15 protein-coding genes are annotated in these 18010 nt (G+C 65.8%); 9 read left to right on the forward strand and 6 right to left on the reverse strand.

Annotated elements, in window-relative coordinates; all coding sequences use genetic code 11:
* Positions 1-46: 46 nt before the first annotated feature.
* From purM to pyrF, 7 genes are all read left to right on the forward strand, one after another.
* A complete protein-coding gene (gene purM, locus ACT53M_RS02115) occupies positions 47-1153 on the forward strand; it encodes a phosphoribosylformylglycinamidine cyclo-ligase (protein WP_476231154.1) in 1107 nt (368 codons plus the stop codon).
* 9 nt (positions 1154-1162) lie between these two features.
* The gene (purN, locus tag ACT53M_RS02120) at positions 1163-1735 is read left to right on the forward strand and encodes a phosphoribosylglycinamide formyltransferase (protein ID WP_476231156.1); all 573 of its coding nucleotides are present in this window, start codon (positions 1163-1165) and stop codon (positions 1733-1735) included.
* Between the two features lie 84 nt (positions 1736-1819).
* Positions 1820-2020 carry a hypothetical protein gene (locus tag ACT53M_RS02125; RefSeq protein ID WP_476227716.1) on the forward strand — a complete coding sequence of 67 codons (201 nt, stop codon included), beginning with the start codon at positions 1820-1822 and terminating at the stop codon, positions 2018-2020.
* A gap of 43 nt (positions 2021-2063) precedes the next feature.
* Positions 2064-2759, forward strand: a complete 696-nt coding sequence (locus ACT53M_RS02130; protein ID WP_476231158.1) for an endonuclease/exonuclease/phosphatase family protein — start codon at positions 2064-2066, stop codon at positions 2757-2759.
* Entirely contained in the window at positions 2759-5047 is a 2289-nt protein-coding gene (locus tag ACT53M_RS02135; protein ID WP_476231160.1) for a patatin-like protein, read from the forward strand. Before ACT53M_RS02130 ends, ACT53M_RS02135 begins: the two co-directional genes overlap by 1 nt.
* 63 nt (positions 5048-5110) lie before the next feature.
* Entirely contained in the window at positions 5111-5440 is a 330-nt protein-coding gene (locus tag ACT53M_RS02140; protein ID WP_476231162.1) for a LapA family protein, read from the forward strand.
* A complete protein-coding gene (gene pyrF / locus ACT53M_RS02145) occupies positions 5437-6111 on the forward strand; it encodes an orotidine-5'-phosphate decarboxylase (RefSeq protein WP_476231163.1) in 675 nt (224 codons plus the stop codon). The genes ACT53M_RS02140 and pyrF overlap by 4 nt, the downstream gene beginning before the upstream one ends.
* Before the next feature lie 3 nt (positions 6112-6114).
* Here the strand turns inward: pyrF and phnX are convergent, their stop codons facing one another.
* Genes phnX through ACT53M_RS02175 form a run of 6 tightly spaced genes read right to left on the reverse strand, consistent with a single transcriptional unit; the run spans position 6115 to position 14127 of the window.
* Entirely contained in the window at positions 6115-6900 is a 786-nt protein-coding gene (phnX, locus tag ACT53M_RS02150; RefSeq protein WP_476231165.1) for a phosphonoacetaldehyde hydrolase, read from the reverse strand.
* A gap of 2 nt (positions 6901-6902) precedes the next feature.
* A complete protein-coding gene (locus ACT53M_RS02155) occupies positions 6903-8012 on the reverse strand; it encodes a TIGR03364 family FAD-dependent oxidoreductase (protein ID WP_476231167.1) in 1110 nt (369 codons plus the stop codon).
* Positions 7999-9291: a DUF5690 family protein gene (locus ACT53M_RS02160; protein WP_476231169.1), complete on the reverse strand. Its 1293-nt coding sequence runs from the start codon at positions 9289-9291 to the stop codon at positions 7999-8001. The genes ACT53M_RS02155 and ACT53M_RS02160 overlap by 14 nt, the downstream gene beginning before the upstream one ends.
* Positions 9288-11234, reverse strand: a complete 1947-nt coding sequence (locus ACT53M_RS02165) for a metallophosphoesterase (RefSeq protein ID WP_476231171.1) — start codon at positions 11232-11234, stop codon at positions 9288-9290. The genes ACT53M_RS02160 and ACT53M_RS02165 overlap by 4 nt, the downstream gene beginning before the upstream one ends.
* Complete coding sequence (locus ACT53M_RS02170) at positions 11228-11998, reverse strand: acid phosphatase (protein ID WP_476231173.1); 771 nt, start codon at positions 11996-11998, stop codon at positions 11228-11230. The genes ACT53M_RS02165 and ACT53M_RS02170 overlap by 7 nt, the downstream gene beginning before the upstream one ends.
* The gene (locus ACT53M_RS02175; RefSeq protein ID WP_476231175.1) at positions 11995-14127 is read right to left on the reverse strand and encodes a phosphocholine-specific phospholipase C; all 2133 of its coding nucleotides are present in this window, start codon (positions 14125-14127) and stop codon (positions 11995-11997) included. The genes ACT53M_RS02170 and ACT53M_RS02175 overlap by 4 nt, the downstream gene beginning before the upstream one ends.
* A 153-nt stretch (positions 14128-14280) precedes the next feature.
* Between ACT53M_RS02175 and ACT53M_RS02180 the strand changes: the two genes are divergently transcribed.
* Positions 14281-14835: an HD domain-containing protein gene (locus ACT53M_RS02180; protein WP_476231177.1), complete on the forward strand. Its 555-nt coding sequence runs from the start codon at positions 14281-14283 to the stop codon at positions 14833-14835.
* Between the two features lie 345 nt (positions 14836-15180).
* Positions 15181-17994 (forward strand): TonB-dependent receptor, encoded by a 2814-nt coding sequence (locus ACT53M_RS02185; RefSeq protein WP_476231178.1) that lies wholly within the window; start codon positions 15181-15183, stop codon positions 17992-17994.
* The last annotated feature ends 16 nt before the right edge of the window (positions 17995-18010 follow it).

The following is an 18010-nucleotide window of genomic DNA, read 5'->3' on the forward strand; positions in this document are numbered from 1 at the left end:
AACCGGGCGTGGAAATCCAAGCGCGTTGTGGCTAGGCGCTTCTTTCATGAGCGACACGAAAGCGGGCGACGGCCCCTACACCTATGCCCAGGCGGGCGTTTCGATTGCAGCAGGCAATGCGCTGGTGCGCGCGATCGGCCCGCTTGCCCGTTCCACCCGGCGCGCCGGCGCAGACGCCGATCTGGGCGGATTTGGCGGCATCTTCGATTTGAAGGCAGCCGGCTTTACCGATCCGCTGCTGGTCGCCGCGAATGACGGCGTCGGCACCAAGCTGAAGCTGGCGATCGAGCACAACCATCATGACGGCGTGGGGATCGACCTCGTCGCGATGTGCGCCAACGACCTGATCGTCCAGGGCGCGGAGCCGCTGTTTTTTCTCGACTATTATGCCAGCGGCAAGCTCGACAATGCCGTTGCCGAGCGCGTGATCGCCTCCATCGCCGAAGGATGCCGCCAGGCGGGCTGCGCACTGATCGGGGGCGAAACGGCAGAAATGCCGGGCATGTACGCCGCCGGCGATTATGACCTGGCGGGCTTCTGCGTCGGCGCGGTGGAACGCGACCGGTTGCTCGATGGCAAGGCGATCCGGCCGGGCGACGTGTTGCTGGGCCTCGCGTCCACCGGCGTGCACTCGAACGGCTTCTCGCTCGTCCGGCGACTCGCTGCCGACAAGGGCTGGAAGCTCGACCGCCCTGCCCTGTTCGATCAGGACCAGCTACTCATCGACGCGCTGATGGCGCCCACCCGCATTTATGTCGCCAGCCTGTTGCCGGAACTGCACAAGGGCACGATTCGCGGCCTTGCCCACATCACCGGCGGCGGGTTGCTCGAAAACGTGCCGCGCGTGCTGCCGGAAGGATGTCATGCCCGTATCGACGCCGGCGCCTGGCCGCTGCCGCGCCTGATGGCGTTCCTGCAGGCACAAGGGAATATCGAGCCCGAGGAAATGGCCCGCACCTTCAATTGCGGGATCGGCATGGTCGCGGCGGTTGCGCCAGATCAGGCCGAGACGGTCGCTGCCTCGCTCGCCGAAGCGGGGGAAACCGTCTTCACCATCGGTACTGTCGAAGCCGGCGAACGCGGTTGTACCGTGTTCGGGGCGGCCGAAGTCTGGAGCGCGCGCAGCGACTGGAGCGCCACCCATCATGGGTGAGGTTTCAGCGTGAAGCGCAAACTTGGCATCCTCATTTCGGGGCGCGGATCGAACATGGCGGCGCTGGTCGAGGCCGCTGCTGCACCCGATTGTCCGTACACCGTAGCATTGGTCGCCAGCGACAAGCCGGAAGCGGCGGGTCTCGCCTGGGCCGCCGAACGCGGCGTGCCGACCTTTGCCCAGTCGCCAAAGGGCATGCCCAAGGCGGACTATGAGGCGAAGATCGACGCGGCCCTGCGCGCGGCGGGCGTCGAAGCGATCGCGCTCGCGGGCTATATGCGCCTGCTTTCCGATGCGTTCGTCGCCAACTGGCGCGACCGTATCGTCAACATCCATCCCTCGCTGCTACCGAAATACAAGGGGCTCGATACGCACGCCCGTGCCATCGCCGCCGGCGATGCCGAGGCCGGCGCGTCCGTCCATGTCGTGACCGAAGAGCTGGATGGCGGCGCGGTTCTGGGTCAGGCGCGGGTGGCGATCGAGCCGGGCGACACGGCCGATGCGCTCGCCGCCCGCGTGCTGAAAGAAGAACATCGCCTGTACCCGCATGTGCTGGCCGAATGGATTGCGACTTTGGCCTGAATCCTGCGGAAATTTGCTGCGACTAGGGCGTTTCTTGCCGCTCAACCTGCGCGACATAAGCGCTTTGCGGGAGGAGACGCAGCCATGCACCCGGAGGACTCGCCGCTGAAGCCCGAGCGCGAAGGCGGTGTCGCCAGCGCCGAGCAGGGACTGGTGCTGCTCGATGGCCCGGACGGCGTGGCCATCGCCATGACGCCCGAGGCTGCGATTGCCACGGGCAACAGCCTGCTCGCCGCCGCGCGCGAAGCCGAAGGGCAGCGCGCGCGGGGTGAGGGAAGATACTGACCCCCTTGCCGAAGCCGCCCCGCCGATCCGATAAGGCAAGCGGATGATTACGGTAGCCAGCTACAATATGCGCAAGGCGATCGGCACAGATCGCCGCCGGCGCCCCGAGCGGACGCTGGAAGTGCTGCTCGAAATCGGCGCCGACGTAATCGCCCTTCAGGAAGCGGATCGCCGGTTTGGTCGGCGCGAGGCCGTGCTGACGCACGCTCTTCTTGCCGAGCACAGCCCGTGGAAACCGGTGCCGCTCAACATGCGGGCGCGGTCGATGGGATGGCACGGCAATGCGCTGCTCGTGCGAAAGGAGGCCGAAATCCTTGGCTGTTCAGCGCTCCATCTGCCTACGCTCGAACCGCGCGGGGCTGTGATGGCGGACCTGCGCGTGAACGGCGTGGCAATGCGCGTGCTGGGGATGCATCTCGACCTGTCCGGCCTGTGGCGGCGGCGGCAGGCCCATGCGATCCTCACCCATCTTTCCGCCGCCGTCCCGCCGCTGCCGACGGTGATGATGGGCGACCTCAACGAATGGAGCGCCCATTCGGGTTGTCTGCGCGATTTCGCGGCGCATTTCGCCTTTGCTGAAACCGGCAAAAGCTTTCACGCGCGCCGGCCGATGGCGCGGCTGGACCGCATCATGGCGTCTCCCGATCTGGACATCGTCGCTGCCGGTGTTCACCACAGTCTTGCCGCCCGCACCGCGTCCGACCATCTGCCCGTCTGGGCAAAGCTGCGGCCGCGTTGATGGCGGAGCGGCACGAAAAGGAACTGCGTCTCGCGCTGGTCTGCTATGGCGGGATCAGCCTTGCCGTTTACATGCACGGCATCACCAAGGAAGTCTGGCATCTTGCCCGTGCGAGCTGCGCCGTCCGAGACGGCAACGGCCCGCAGGACGTGTACCGGCGGCTGATCGAGGAAATTCACGAGACGACCGGCATCAACCTGCGCGTCCTTGTCGACATACTGTCGGGCGCCAGCGCCGGCGGGATCAACGCCGTGTTCCTGGCCCAGGCGATCTCCACCGGCCAGTCACTCGATCCGCTGACGCGCATGTGGCTCGACTATGCCGATGTCGAGGCACTGCTGGCACCGACGCAGGCGCCGTCGCACCGGCTGGCCAAGATCTGGGCCACCCCCATTGCGTGGATGGTCGCCAATCGCGCCCAGACCATCGACGAGACCGTCGAACCCGGCGCGCGGGAGGAAGTGCGCGGCAAGCTGGAGCGCTTCGTCCGTTCGCGCTGGTTCGAGCCTCCCTTTGGCGGCCAGCAACTGCTCGGCACGCTGCTCGATGCCTTCGATGCGATGGCAAGCGGCCCCGTCGACCAGCGACTATTGCCGCCCGGCCAACCGCTAGACCTGTTCGTGACCGCGACCGATTTCCGCGGCCATCCCGAGCCGTTGCGGCTCAACTCGCCGCCGCAGGTCATGGAGAATGAGCATCGGCTGGTGTTCGGTTTCACCGACCATGGCGATATAAACAGGCCGCTGGCCGACCCCGCCGAACTGGCGTTCGCCGCGCGGGCTACGTCGAGTTTCCCCGGCGCCTTCCCGCCGGTCACGGTCGAGGAAATCGACACGCTGCTGGCCGAGCGCGGGCGACCCTGGCCCGGCCGCGATGCGTTTCTGGAACGCGCCCTGCCCCGACAATGGGCCGAAAACCGCGCGGAGCATGCCGTGCTCATAGACGGATCGGTGCTCGCCAACGCCCCGTTCCGCCCGGCGATGGAGGCGCTGCGCGAGCGGCCGGCGCGGCGGCAGGTCGATCGCCGTTTCGTGTTCATCGATCCGGTGCCCGGCTTCCGCTTCGACTTTTACGGCAAGGCAACAGAGCGGCCGGGCTTTTTCAGCACCATCCTCGGCGCGCTGTCCGAACTGCCGCGCCACCAGCCGATCCGCGACAACCTTGAAGCGATTGCCGAGCGTTCGGCGCGGATCGAGCGGATGCTGGGGATCATCGCGGAAATCCGCGCTGAGGTGGAAAGCCAGGTCGAATCGCTTTTCGGCTATACGCTTTGGCTCGACTATCCGACGCCGAAGCGGCTTTCGGCGTGGCGACGGCGCGCGCAGATAGCGGCCGCGAACCGAGCAGGCTATGGCCATACCGCTTATGCATTGCTGAAGGTCGATGGCGCGATCGAACGCACCGCCCGGCTACTTCACGGCCTTGCCGGTAGCCAGGCGCCCGAACGTCTTCACACCCTGCGCGAGGCGATAAGCCATAGCGTGCGGGCGCGCGGTGGTGATCGGTTCGGGGCCGCCCTGCCCAATGGCGCAGGCCCCGAGGCGCTGGACTTCCTGCGCAGCCACGATCTGGGCTTCCGCATTCGTCGCCTCCGCTTCCTTGCCCGGCGGCTTGCGGAGCTGGAAGTGGCCGGGTCGACAGCCCCGCTGCGGCCGATGCGCGATGCGATTTACGATTCGCTTGCGGCCTATCTCGAGCTGAAGCGCACCGACACGTTCGCCGATCTGCGCGCGGCGGCACGCGGGCTCAGCGGCGATGCCGGGCCGATACTCGACTTGCTCGCCCAGCGTATGCGACTGCGCGCGCTCGATGCGGAGACGGACACAAGGCTGTCTGCCGGGTTCAGCGTGCTGAGCAAGGATCTTCGGCGGCCGATGCTGCTCGCCTATCTGGGATTTCCGTTCTTCGACATTGCGACACTGCCGCTGTTGCAGGGCGAGGGCATGGACGAATTCGACCCGATCCGCGTCGATCGCATCGCCCCGGACGATGCCTGCGCGATCCGCAAGGGCGGTGCGGCGGCGACGCTGAAAGGCGTGCAGTTCAACAATTTCGGCGCCTTTTTCAGCCGCGCCTATCGCGAGAACGACTATCTGTGGGGGCGGCTACATGGCGCGGACAGGCTGATCGACATCGTCCTCTCGACACTCGATCCCGGCGATCGCCCCGCAGAGGAAAGGATCGCTGCAATCAAGCGTGATGCCTTCCGCGCGATCCTCGATCAGGAGGAGCCGGTGCTGACCGCCATCCCCGCCCTGTTCGCCGAACTGCGCGCAGAAATCGGCTGAGGCTGGCAAAGCGGGGCCTCCCGGCCTAATATACCGGTCCAAGCCAATGCGGGAAGGGATGGAATGCGGTTTCTGAAGGTGCTGTTCTGGCTCCTGATCGGGGGGCTTTTCACGGCCTTCGTGATCTATAATGGCGACGAGCGCGTCAGCATCCAGCTGTCGGGCGGACTCATCGCCGATGTAAGCCTGCCGCTCCTGCTGGTGCTGGTGTTCCTCGCCGGTTTCCTGCCGATGCTGGTCGCATACCAGACACTGCGCTGGCGGATGCGCCAGCGCTTCGCGGGACTGGAGCGCGCACTGGCAGACCTCCGCACCATCACCCCCAGCCCCGCCAACCGGTGGGATTTGCCGCCTGCCGACGGGACGCAGACGAGCGACGGGGCGAAGGCATGAGCGGCCGCATTTACGTTGCGCTCGACACGCCCGAACTGGAACGCGCCAAGGCGCTGGCGCAGAAGATCCGCAACCATGTCGGCGGCATCAAGCTCGGCCTCGAATTCTTCATGGCCAATGGCCGCCAGGGCGTGCACGAAATGGCCGAGATCGGCCTGCCGATCTTCCTCGACCTGAAATTCCACGACATCCCCAACACCGTCGCCAAGGCGATCCAGGCGCTGCGGCCGCTCAACCCGGCGATCCTGACCGTGCACGCAGCCGGTGGCCGGGCGATGCTGGAAGACGCCAAGGCCGCAGCGCCGGAAGGCACCAAGGTAGTGGCGGTGACGATGCTGACCAGCCTGGACGGCAACGACATGGCCTCGATCGGCCTGAAGCCCGATCCCCACGAGCAGGTCGTCCGCCTCGCCGAACTTGCCCGCTCAGCCGGTGTCGACGGCATCGTCTGCTCGGGCGAGGAAGTGAAGGCTGCCCATGCCGCATGGAAGGACGGGTTCTTCGTCGTTCCCGGCGTACGCCCGGCAGAAGCAGGCGTCGGCGACCAGAAGCGCGTGGTAACGCCGCGCAAGGCTATCGACGCGGGCGCCTCGATCCTCGTCATCGGCCGCCCGATCACGCAGGCGGCCGATCCCGACCAGGCCGCCCGCGCGATCGAAGCAACGCTGTAGAGCCTAGCCGATCGGCAGCTTCGCCAGCGCAGCCGGCAGATCGGCGACGCTGTCGATGACGATATGGGCACCCGCTGCTTCCAGACGCGCGCGCGCTGCGGCAACACGCTCGGCGCGATCGGCTTCCGGTAGCGCGGTATAGTCCGTCAGCGACAAACCAACCGCATTGCCGCTCGCCGCGACACCGACGGTCCATACCCCAGCGCTGCGCCCCTCGGCGATGCCCACTTCGGCGTCATCGACCTTCGCACAGGCGGTCGCCGGCCAGGCGCCGAGTTCGACCAGGTTCTTCCATAGCATCAGCGGCGAAGGGCGCCCTTCCGCCGTGTCGCCGGCGCATACCAATAAGTCCGGCGCATAGCCCTGTTCGGCAGCGCGCGGCAGGATGTCGACCATCATGTCGCGGGTATAGCCGGTGCAGGAGCCGATCCGCACGCCCGCGGCCTTGAGCGCCTGTGCCACCTCCGCCGCGCCGGGGATCAGCACCGCGCATTCGCGGGCAGCCTCGCGCATCATCGGTTCGATCTGTGCGAACAGAGCGTCGATGGCCGCATCGTCCGCAGGAGCGCCGTGCAGGGCGGACCAGGCATCCGCCACGCGCGGCTGGCTGAGCAGCGCGCGAATATGATCGCGCTTGGCTCGCCCCATATCGGCGCGGGCCTCGGCTTCGCTTACCGGCACGCCAGCACCTTCGAACAGCTTGCACAAGGCGAGCACCGGCGCGCGGCTACCAAAATCGATCATCGTGCCGGCCCAGTCGAAAACGACGGCCTTCAGTCCGGGTATCATCCTCATTTCCCCCACAAGTCAGTGATTACGTCTTCGGCCAGCGCGAAGCTGGTAGATGCGCCGGTCCCGCTGGTCACAACCACCAGCCGCACGCCCGCTGCCGGTGTTCGCACGATGCTGTGCCCGCCTGCCGAGGCATAGGTTCCGGTCCAGCGCGCCAGCACGGCCGGCGGCGCGCCCAGCACGTCCTCGAACGCCTGCAGGATCAGCCGATCGACCGGCTCGGCCGAAAACGGGTCGGGCGTCGGCGCATAGTGATGGCTGTCGCCCACGACCAGCGTGCCGTCGGGCGCCTGCACGGCGATCAGATGAATGCCATGCGCCAACATGTCGGGCTGCTCTGCCTCGATCCGCGCGCGGAGCGCCGCCGCTTCGGGCAGATCGGCATAGCCCAGATAGCGCACCATGCTGAGATCCGCCATCACGGGCGATGCCAGGCGCCAGCCGGGCGCAGCCAGCCGCAGCATCTGCAGTTTGCAGCGCTGGATACCGGCGGCGCGGTACTCCTCCGGAAACAGCGTCGACCAGTCATCGCCGGGGCAGACGATGACGGCATCGGCCTGATGCACGCCGATCGTCGAATGGACGCGCCCCGCTTCCACGCCATGGACGGCGACGCCATAGGCGAAGTCGACGCCATGCGCCTCGGCCAGCCACGCCGCGAGCCGGGGAATTGCCTGCACCGATTCCACGCGAAGATCGAACGGACTGGTCAGCCCCGCGCGCGCGTTCCGCACCATCGGCCAGTGGGCGGCGAGCTCCGCCGGGCCAAGCCGCCGACACTCGCGGCCCATTTCGCTTTCCAGAAAGGCATCGAGCACCTGCTGGGCCTCGGCACGCTGTGCGACCAGCAACAGGCCTTCCTGCGCCACCGTGATGCCGGCAGGTTCGGCAATCTCGCGCCAGATCGCCGCGCTGCGCCGCGCCAGTTCCCAGACCCGGCCCCGCTCCTGCCCCGTGACGGTGACGAAGCCGAAATTGCGGATCGAGGCGCCGTTCGCCTGCGCGTCCCGGTCGAGCACCAGCACGCGCTTGCCGCGCCGAGCCGCCGCCAGCGCATGGGCGAGGCCGACAATGCCGGCACCGACGACGATTATATCATGCTGCGACACGCCCGCGCCTCCTCTCCGCCGTCCAGACAAAGGTGACCGCCGACGCCACCGTCACGCCGGCGACGAGCAGCGCCGTGCCGTAACTGATGCCGATGAAGAATTGCAGCCAGGCCATTTTCGGTGCCGCAAGACTGCGCACCAGCAGCAGCGCGACGCTGCCGACATAGCCCGAGGCATCGGCGACATAGATCAGAAAACCCGCATTGCCCGGCTTGCTCGTCGCCGCGATCATCCGGTCGAACAGCATCGCGTTGAACGGCGTGTAGGCCAGGTACAGGCCCGCGCCCGTCAGGATCATCCACGGCAAGGGCGCCAGCAGTCCCGCCTGAAAAGCGAGCGTCGAAAGCCCCAGCACCACGGCCCCCAGGATGATCGCCCCATGCATCGCCAGCAGGGCGCGCAGATTGTCGCGCACCAGCATCAGCGCGGCCAGCGCGGCCAGGCTGATCACTGCGACCGGCAGTTCGCTCGCGGAAAACACCGAAGCCTCGCCGCCAAAGCCCATCGCCGTCCACAGCTCGGCAGCGAAATTGTCGCGGAAATCCCGGATCGCGGTCAGCAACACATAGCCGGTGACGAGCAGCAGCATCGACAGCCCGTGCGCGCGCAGGAAAGCTGCGCGGTCTGCCTTCAGCATCGGCACGCGCTCCACCCGCTCGGCTACATCGCGGGCATCGGGCGGCGGCAGGCGTTCCAGCCACCAGAGCGAAACAAGCAGCACCGGCACAAAGGCACCGCCCGTCGCAAACGGCATCCAACGCTCCGCAACGCCGGCGTGCAGCAACAGCACCGCCACCGACTTCACCACGCCCGAGGAAAGGATGAAGCTGGCGCAGAGCATCGAACCGAGCAGTTCGGAGACCCGCCGGCCCTCGACATAGGAAAAGACCAGACCCCAGATCATCCCCAGCGGCAGCCCGTTGAGGAAAAGGCAAACGACGTTCCACGGTGCAGGCAGCAGCGCGAACAGCAACAGGGCCGCCCAGGCCGAGCCGATCAGCAGCAGGATCAGCCGCGCCCGCCCGACCCGGCCGAATTCGGCGATCACTTTCACGCCTACCAGCTTCGAAAGCGCATAGCCGAACACCTGCGCAATCAGCAGCGTCGTCTTGTAATCGACCAGAAAATGCCAGCCTGCGACATCCGCATAGGTCGCTGCCGCGAACGGCTTGCGAAAGGCATACATGGCGAAATAGGCGCTGAAGGCGGCAAGTCCGCCCAGAAGCAAGGTAAGCGGCCCGGCGCTTCTGGCCGTGCCCGGAATCGTGTTTGCGGTCATTGCGCGCTCCCTACGGTATGGCGCTGCATTGCGGTGGGTGCACGACGATCCTGTGACAATGCCGGCGCGCAATTGCGCATCCCGGCCCTGCGCGGCTTCAAATTCAGGCGGTCGCGCACCGTTCCTCCCAGATCGCGTATCTCGATATCGAGCGTGTCGCGCCACAACCGGAACAGCCCGACATGGAACCCGTCGTACAGCGCAGCGATTTGCGGCGGTCGCAACGCAGCGGCATGCTCCGTATCCCCGCCGCCGCCGCCCAACTGGAGATAGGTGACACCGCCGCATACAGGTGTGCCACCGATCAACGGCCAGCTCCGTGCATAGCTGTGGATATGGCCGGACAGCACCAGATCAACGCCATAGCGCTCGTACAGATCGACGAAATCGCGACGGATCTCCGGATCGCCAGCGGTGGTAGCGCCGGCGCGGCTGTCGCCATAATCATCGTCGTCGGCGCTCCAGGCCGGCTGGTGGTGGACGGCGATCTTCCACCGCGCCGTCGAACGCTGCAGCGCCGCCTCCAGCCAGGCGCGCTGGGCGGCGCGGAAGCCGGGCTCCCAGCGCTCACGCATAGCCAGATTGCCATCCAGCACGAAGAATTCGGCGTCACCGATGCGCCGGGCATAATAGCCACGACCGCCGTCAGGCTGGTTGTGATAGCGCGAGAAATTGTCGAACACGCGCCGGTCGGTCGCCGGATCGACGAGATCGACATCGCCATTGCCGCGTGCAGCGAGTACCGGCACGCGCGAAACCAGCGGCCCCATCCCCACAAAAAACTCGTCGGTCCAATGCCAGCGCCGCTCGTCCTCCTCGCCGCCGATCAGGTCACCGGCGAGCACCAGAAAATGCGGGCGCTGCTGCCAGACCAGTTCGGAAAGATGGAAATTGACGAAGGGCCGCTCCTGCGTGTCGCCCATCGCAGCAAACACCAAAGGCGCACCTGCCGCAGGCATCGTGCGAAATTGCAGCACGCCGCTGTCCAGCACCGTGCCGTCGGCGGCGCGGGCGGTGACGCGATAGAAATAGCCGGTATCGGGCTTCAGCCCCGGCATGGTCATCCGGTGCAGGCGGGCCGCCTCCGTGAATTGCTGTGCGTGGCCGAACGCCGCCGTTTCGCCCCATTGCACCGCGCCCCTGGCGGGCAGGTTCGTTTCCCACAGCAGCGCCTGCTCGCGGTCGCCCGGTGGTGTCAGATAAGGGCCCGCGGTAAAGCGCAGGCCGGGTTCATTGCCCCGGCTCGCCGTCACGATCTCCGCCTTTCGCGCGGCAAAGGCGTTCGCGACCTCGGCGGGCGAAAGCGCATGATCGTGCAACCATGCGTCCCGCACCAGATTGGGGAGTCGCATATAGGGTTCGCTACCCAGATACCCCGCGAGGTGCAGGCGCGAGAACGGCGCCAGCGGGCCATCCTGCTCGGCCACAAGAACGCCATTGTGATACAGCCGCCAGCGCTGGCCGTCATAGGTACCGACCAGATGGTGGAGATAGCTGCGCCACGGCGAAAGGGGTCCGCCGGCGCGGCCAGGATGCACATCGACAGGCCCGAAACGCAGCGAGGCGCCCGCGGCGAACTTGTCGTTGCCCAGCGCGCTCATATAGCCGAGCGACCAGGCCAACTTCCCATCAGCCCCCACCCCCGCCATCAGCGCACCGACGGGGTGATTGACATGGTCATCCACCCAGAGCTCGACACTGAACGCACCCGATGCCGGTTCGGCCAGCGTCAGCAGGTCGCTGCGAACATCGTTCGCCTGCAGCCCGAACAGGCGCGGCGGCCCCCATTCCGGCGGGCTGAGCATCGGCAGGCGCGAAAGCGGGCCGCCTTCCACCCAGTCGGGTGCACGATCCAGGCGATAATCGGGCTCGAAATGCCAGTGGCGCTCCGGCGCCGGTGCCAGCAATGCCCAGCCCCAGCCAATCGCAGCGGCGATCACCACGGGCGGCCCGCCAGCGCATGCGCCTCCGCAGCGCAGCGTTGCGAGTCGGGGCGAAAGCTGGCGGGTCGGATGGCCGCGAGCTCGGCCGATGCCGCTGCTAGGTCGCGCTGGAACGCGGGGCTGGACTGCAAGGCCGCCAGCGCGACCGAACCGGCCGTCCACCCCGCCTGCACCGCGCTCCACGAATGCGATCCGCACACGACGCGGCTTTCACCAAAGGCACGAGCGCGCGCGAGGATCGCCGTTGCCCGCGCGGGCAGCAATTGCGCCAGGACCAGCCCTTCCATCCAGCCATTGGCGGCGTGGCCGGAAGGATAGTCGCCATTGCCGGCGAGATGCGCCGTCCTCGCTTCGCAGATCGGCGCATCGGTGCCGAGATAGGGGCGTTTCACCTGATAATAGGCCTTGGCGCGCCCCACGATCGGCCCGGTTCCCATCCGATCCAGCAGATGGGCAAGCGCCGGCGCCTTGGTCGCGTCGAGCCGAAGCCCCATGGCGCAGCCATAGCGTTCCAGCGGATCGTTGGTGACGTCGTCGGTGGCGATCCGCCAGCGCGGCGTGCCGACCAGCGCGCGCGTCTTCCTAAAGATCGCGCCGTCGGCCCTGGCCGCATCGCTGTCCGGCGCCGGCGGCGGGGGCAGGATGGCGATACCGTCGGGCATGTCCGCATCGGGCACATAGGGGCCGGAATCCAGCCGCTGCCCCGCCGCACCCAGCATCAGGCAACAGGCCGCCAGCAGCAACGCCTTGCCACGGGCGATCATGCCGTCACCCGCATCGTGCCGATGCCCGGATCGGTCCGTCCCGGCTTGCCCGTTTCCAGCTTACCGGCGAAGCGGCGCAGGAAATGGCGCTCACCGTCGAGAGTGACAGTCAGGTCGTACCAGTGATCGCTCTTCGCGAGCGGCCAGAGAATGCTGCCATGCCGTCCCGGCGCCAGCTCCAGCCGACGCGCAGCATTGCCCTCGACCGGATAGGCGGCATCCATCACCGCATCGAAGGCGAGTGGCTTGCCGCTGTCGTTGAGCAGCAACAGCTCGACCGAGCCGCGTGCCGGCTGCTGCACCAGCGCAACCTCGCATCGGGCTGCAACCGCATCGAGGCTCCCGGCAAAGCGGCGCCAGAAGCCGTTCGGCCCCCGCACCGTCAGATCATAGTCGGTGAGCGGACCTGCCTCGTGCCAGGCCTCGCTGGCATGGCGATCGCCGGCCCCGATGGTGAAGTGCCAGGGCTCCTGCCGGTCCTGATTGTCATGGACGGTGAAGGTGGCCCCGACCGCTCCCCGGTTGACGAATTCAATCCGCAGCCGACGCTGCGGCGTAACCATCGCCACGGCATCGACGGCATAGGGCAAGGGCCGATGGCGCCGCTGACCGGGCATCTGCACCGTCGGGGCCTGCACCTTGGGGATCGCGTTGGCGCTTCCCGCCAGCGACTGCGCGACCCGCTCGCGGAAATCATCTGTCGCCGGAAGCTTCGGCGTCAGCGGCGCCGACGGCTCCCGTCCGAAATCAAATGCCGAAGTCAGATCGCCGCATACCGAACGGCGCCATGCACTGATGTTGGGCTCCGCCACGCCGAAGCATTTCTCGACGAATTGGAGCACCGACGTGTGATCGAACAGCTCCGAACAGACATAGCCCCCGCGGCTCCAGGGGGACACGATCACGGCAGGCGTCCGAATGCCCAGACCGATCGGATGCGCGCCGGGGGACAACACGCCCGTCTCCGGCCAATGCTTGGTCTCGCCATCGGTGGGCACGGTGGAATAGCCGCGATAGCTGCCGACCGGCGGCACCGGCGGCGGGCTATGGTCGAAAAAGCCGCCCGCCTCGTCGTAGATCAGCAGGAACACGGTGTTGGCGAACACTTCCGGGTGGTCGACCAGCGCCTCGATCAGCTTGGCCGTGACATGCTCCCCCTTGGACGGTTCGGCAGTGGGATGTTCGGACAGGTCGGCCGCGGTCACGATCCACGAAACGGCGGGCAGTTCCCCCGCAGCAATGTCGCGCCGGAACGCCGCCACCAGTTGCTCGCCGTCGGAGCGGGTCCGGTCCGGGCCCGTCTTGTGCTCGCTCACCCACGATCGCCCGCGGCGATAGAGTTCCGATGTCGGGTCGCAGGGCCGGAACGGCGGGAATACCGACAGCAGATTGTCGCCGAAATTGTCGTATTCCTGATAGACTTTCCAGGATACGCCCGCCGCCTGCAGCCGCTCGGCATAGGTGGTCCAGCGATAGGCATCCGGCCTTAGCCGCTTGTCCTCACGCATGTCCGCGCTCGGCGTTTCGTCTTCGCCGTAATTGTGCATCTGCGGGTCGCCGCCCACCGTGCCGCCACCATTGCACCCGCTGAACAGATGCAGACGGTTCGGATAGGTCTGCGTCATGGTCGAGCAGTGATATGCGTCGCAGACGGTGAAGGCGTCGGCCAGCGCGTAATAGAAAGGAAGATCGCCCGGGCCGTAATGCAGCATCCGGTTGTGCAGTTCGCCGCTATGCCCCCAGCGGTCGTAGCGGCCGCGGTTGAACATATGGATGTTTTCCTGGTGCGACTGGTCGGCACCATCGACCTTGAACGAGCGCGTCGTCTTCGAGTCGCCATGATAAGGCAGCACATAACTGTCGCCGTGCTGGTTCGACGGCTGCGCCCATACGCTGCGCCCGCCCGGCAGGCGCAGCGGACGCGGATCGCCGAAGCCGCGCACACCACTCAGCATGCCGAAATAATGATCAAAGGAGCGGTTTTCCTGCATATGGATGACGACGTGCTTCACGTCCTTCACGCTGCCGGTTGCGCGATTCGCCGGTATTGCCAGCGCGCGATCCACCAGCCCGGCAAGCGCCAGGCCCGCGCCCGCCCCTTCCAGAAAATGCCGTCTCGTCGACTTCATGTGACCCTTCCCCTAGCGGCAGAAACAGGCTAGCGCCCCCGCCATTGGTATAGTCCACATACGCTACAATCTTGCGACACTCCGAATCGATCCGGTGCCGGCCCTGCCCGCACTGCGTCGTCCGGGGTGTACGCGCCAACCCTGTGAGGCCGCATGACCGCTACTGCCATCGACCAGATTTTCGCGCTCTTCGAACGGTTCGGCGCGCAGCATTACGGGGAGGATGCCTCACAATTGCAGCACGCGCTGCAGACGGCCGAGCTTGCCCGGCGGAACCGCTGCCCGGACGCGCAGATCGCCGCCTGCCTGCTGCACGACGTCGGTCAGTTCCTCGACGATGCGGGCAATGCCGCCGAGTCGCTCCATGTCGACGCACGGCATGAGGTTTCCGGCGCGCACTTCCTAAGCACCTGGTTTTCCGAGGATGTTACCGAACCCGTGCGCCTTCACGTCGCCGCCAAACGCTATTTATGTGCGGTCGAGCCGCCCTATCTTGCCGGCCTCAGCTGCGCATCGATGCTCAGCCTGGAGCTTCAGGGCGGCCCGATGCGCGACGCCGAAGTCATCGCCTTCGAGGCCGAACCCTTCTTTGCAGAAGCGATCCAGCTTCGCCGATTCGACGACATGGGCAAGCACCCCAACTGGCCCGTCCCCGATCTCGAAAGTCACCGGCAACGACTCGAGTCGCTGCTTGGCACCGTCGCTTGAATCCAGCCCGGACAACGGCAAACGAAAGCTGAAAGCCCGGTTCGCGACCTTCGCGGGCCGGGCTTTTTCGTTTCTGGAGCGACCAATAAAAAACCTCGTCGACTCTGACATTTATCAAAGAACCGCCCAAAAATCCGCACGGGCCAAGCGCCGCTGTCATGCGGATGTCATCGCAAACTGGTTCAGACCAATTCGCACCGACGTTGAGTCGGTCAGTCGATAAGCAGCGTATCGCCGCAGGCGCGAACGACCCGCGTCGCACCCCGGGTGCGGCGGCGATGGCGTGCGACCTGCTTCTGCCCGGGAGGGGGCGAAAGGTTCTGAATTTCGAAGAGGGGAACAGCCATGACCAGACATCACGCAGTTCGATCGAGCATCTTGCATAGTGCCGCAGCGGCGGCGCTGATCGCGGCGACTGCCGCTCCCGCCTGGGCGCAGAGCCAGTCGGGCAACGAAACCAGCCCGGAAGAGGTGCTGATCAACGGGCAGCGCCTGAGCACCGCGAACGCCATCGCCGCCAAGAAAAAAGCCGACAACGTCTCCGAATATATCAGCGCCGACGACCTGGGCCGCATGCCCGACGCGAACGTCGCCGATGCGCTGGCGCGCGTCGCCGGCGTCAACGTCATCGTCAATCAGGACACCGGCGAAGGCGAATATGTCACCATTCGCGGCATGTCGGGCACCTATAACGCCGTCACGATCAACGGCGTGCGCGTCGCCCAGACCGATCCCAGCAGCCGCGACGTTTCACTGAGCGTGCTGCCGCCCAACGGCCTTGCTGCGATCCGCGTGTCGAAGACGCTCACGCCGGATATGGACGGTGATGCGATCGGCGGCTCGATCGACTTCCGCACCCCCACCGCGTTTGATTTCTCGAAGAACTCGATCTTCCGCGTCTATGCCAATGGGGGCTTGAACGGCCGCGCCCATTCGGCGGGCGAGGATTCGGCGCTGTACCAGGGCCAGGTCGATATCGGTAAGCGCTTTGCCGACGATCGCTTCGGCTTCTTCCTGTCCGCCAATTACGGCGTCTCGCACGGCAATGGCCAGGAAACCGAAAATGATGGCGAGTGGGAACCCTATGTCTGGCGGAAGAACTCGACCGAGACGATTTCGCAGACCAACATGCACCTGCCCGGCATCGACCTCGACTATCGCCGGCTGAAGCAGACCCGCTATGGCGGCAACTTCTCGTTCGACTATCACGGTGACACCACCCAGCTCTATCTGCGCGGGCAGATTGCACGCCAGGAACTGGTCGGCACCAACGACACCACCGATTACCGCAACCGCAAATCGAAGCGCCTGACTCAGGTGAACCCGGACGACACGTCGCTGATCCAGCCAGACAAGGCGGTCATCGGCACCGGGCCGAAGGGCCGCATCTACAGCTACACGACGGCGCAGATCGTCGACGTAGACGGCGACGGCGTGATTACCGATGCCGACCGCAACTCGAACCAGTACTGGTCGCTCAACGGCCGTTCGGGCGTGTGGAACCCGCAGCAGTTCCAGTTTGCGCGCAACATGAGCGTGATCGACGTCAACCAGACGCTGGCCACGATCAACCTGGGCGGCACCTCAAAGCTCAACAAGCTCACGCTGACCTATGACCTCAGCTACAGCGGCGGCCTGCGTCAGGCACCGGACAATTATTCGATCAGCTATAATTGCGACCACTGCACCTATCCGCTGAACGCGACGGGCATCGACTGGGTCTCGAACGACCCGCGCTTCCCGCACGCCAGCCTGCCGGCGTTCGCCCAGTTCGTCGAACATGACTCCAGCCTGTTGCCGCTCGACGGCGCCAGCCTCGACCGCTGGAAGCAGACCGACGACCGCTTCGCCGCCAAGTTCGATGCGCGCTACGATGTAGGCGGCGTGCTCGATCACCTGCAGGCGGGCGCCAAGTGGATCCGCTCGAAGCGCCACTACGACTATACGCCGGTATGGAGCGGCGACTTCAGCGGCACGCCGCTGGACGGCAAGAACCTGAAGGCGTCTGGGCTGGTGCTGAAGGAAGTGACCAGCACGCTCAACGGCCAATATTATTATGGCGACATCTACAATCGCCAGGCTGTGCAGAATGCAATCGACGCGGCGATCAAGGTGCAGGGCAGCACTGCCTCCGCCACCGATCTCCTCAGCAGCGACAAGTGGAGCACCGAAAACATCTATGCCGGCTATGGCCTCGCCGATTTCCGGTTCAACGACGTTCAGGTAATTGCCGGCGCGCGGGTCGAGCATCGCGACACGTTCAACAAATTCTGGGTCGATGACGGCAACAACAGCGGCTTCGGTACCACGAACAAGGGCTATACCGTCTTCCTGCCGAGCGTGACGGCCAATTGGCGCCCGAACGACAAGACCACGTTCCGCGGCGCCTTGTGGACCGGCTATTCGCCGCCCGAATATGGCTCCATCGCCGGCGGGGAGTCAGTTACCCGCCAGCCGGGCACCAACGAGATCATCGCGATCAGTCGCGGCAACCCGGATCTGCGCCCGGCGAAATCCTACAATGCCGATCTGTCGCTGGAATATTATCCCGACGCGACCAGCATCCTGTCCGGCACGGCCTTCTACAAGCACATCGACGATTTCATCTTCACCAACGGCAATCAGGTCAATGCGCCGACGCAAACAGGCACGGTCGTGATCACCCAGCCGAAGAACGGCCAGAGCGCCGAAATCTACGGCATGGAACTGACCCTCATCAAGAATTTCCAGGGTCTGATCTCGCCGTTCGACGGCTTCGGCTTCGAAGGCAATGTCACGCTGCAGCACAGCTCGGCCGAAACCGGTCTGGATTACCGCAAGGGCCATCCCATCCGGTTCATCAATACGCCGAACGTGCTGTATAACGCGGCGCTCACCTATCAGAAGTACGGCTTCCAGATGAAGCTGTCGTACAATTACCGCGGCAAATATATCGAAGACCTGCGCGACAATGCCGTGGACAAGTGGGTGCAGCACAACCGCAGCGTCGATCTGCACACGCGCTACGTGTTCAACCCGCACATCTCGATGGACTTCGACGTCGGCAACCTGCTCGACGACTGGAAATACTATACGACCAAGGGCGATAACCCCAGCTACCAGAAGGATTATATGGAGCCGGGCCGCACCTATCTGCTGCGTTTGAACTACGTGTACTGATCCCCTGGGGCAACGC

Source organism: Sphingomonas sp. DMC6 (assembly GCF_056314225.1).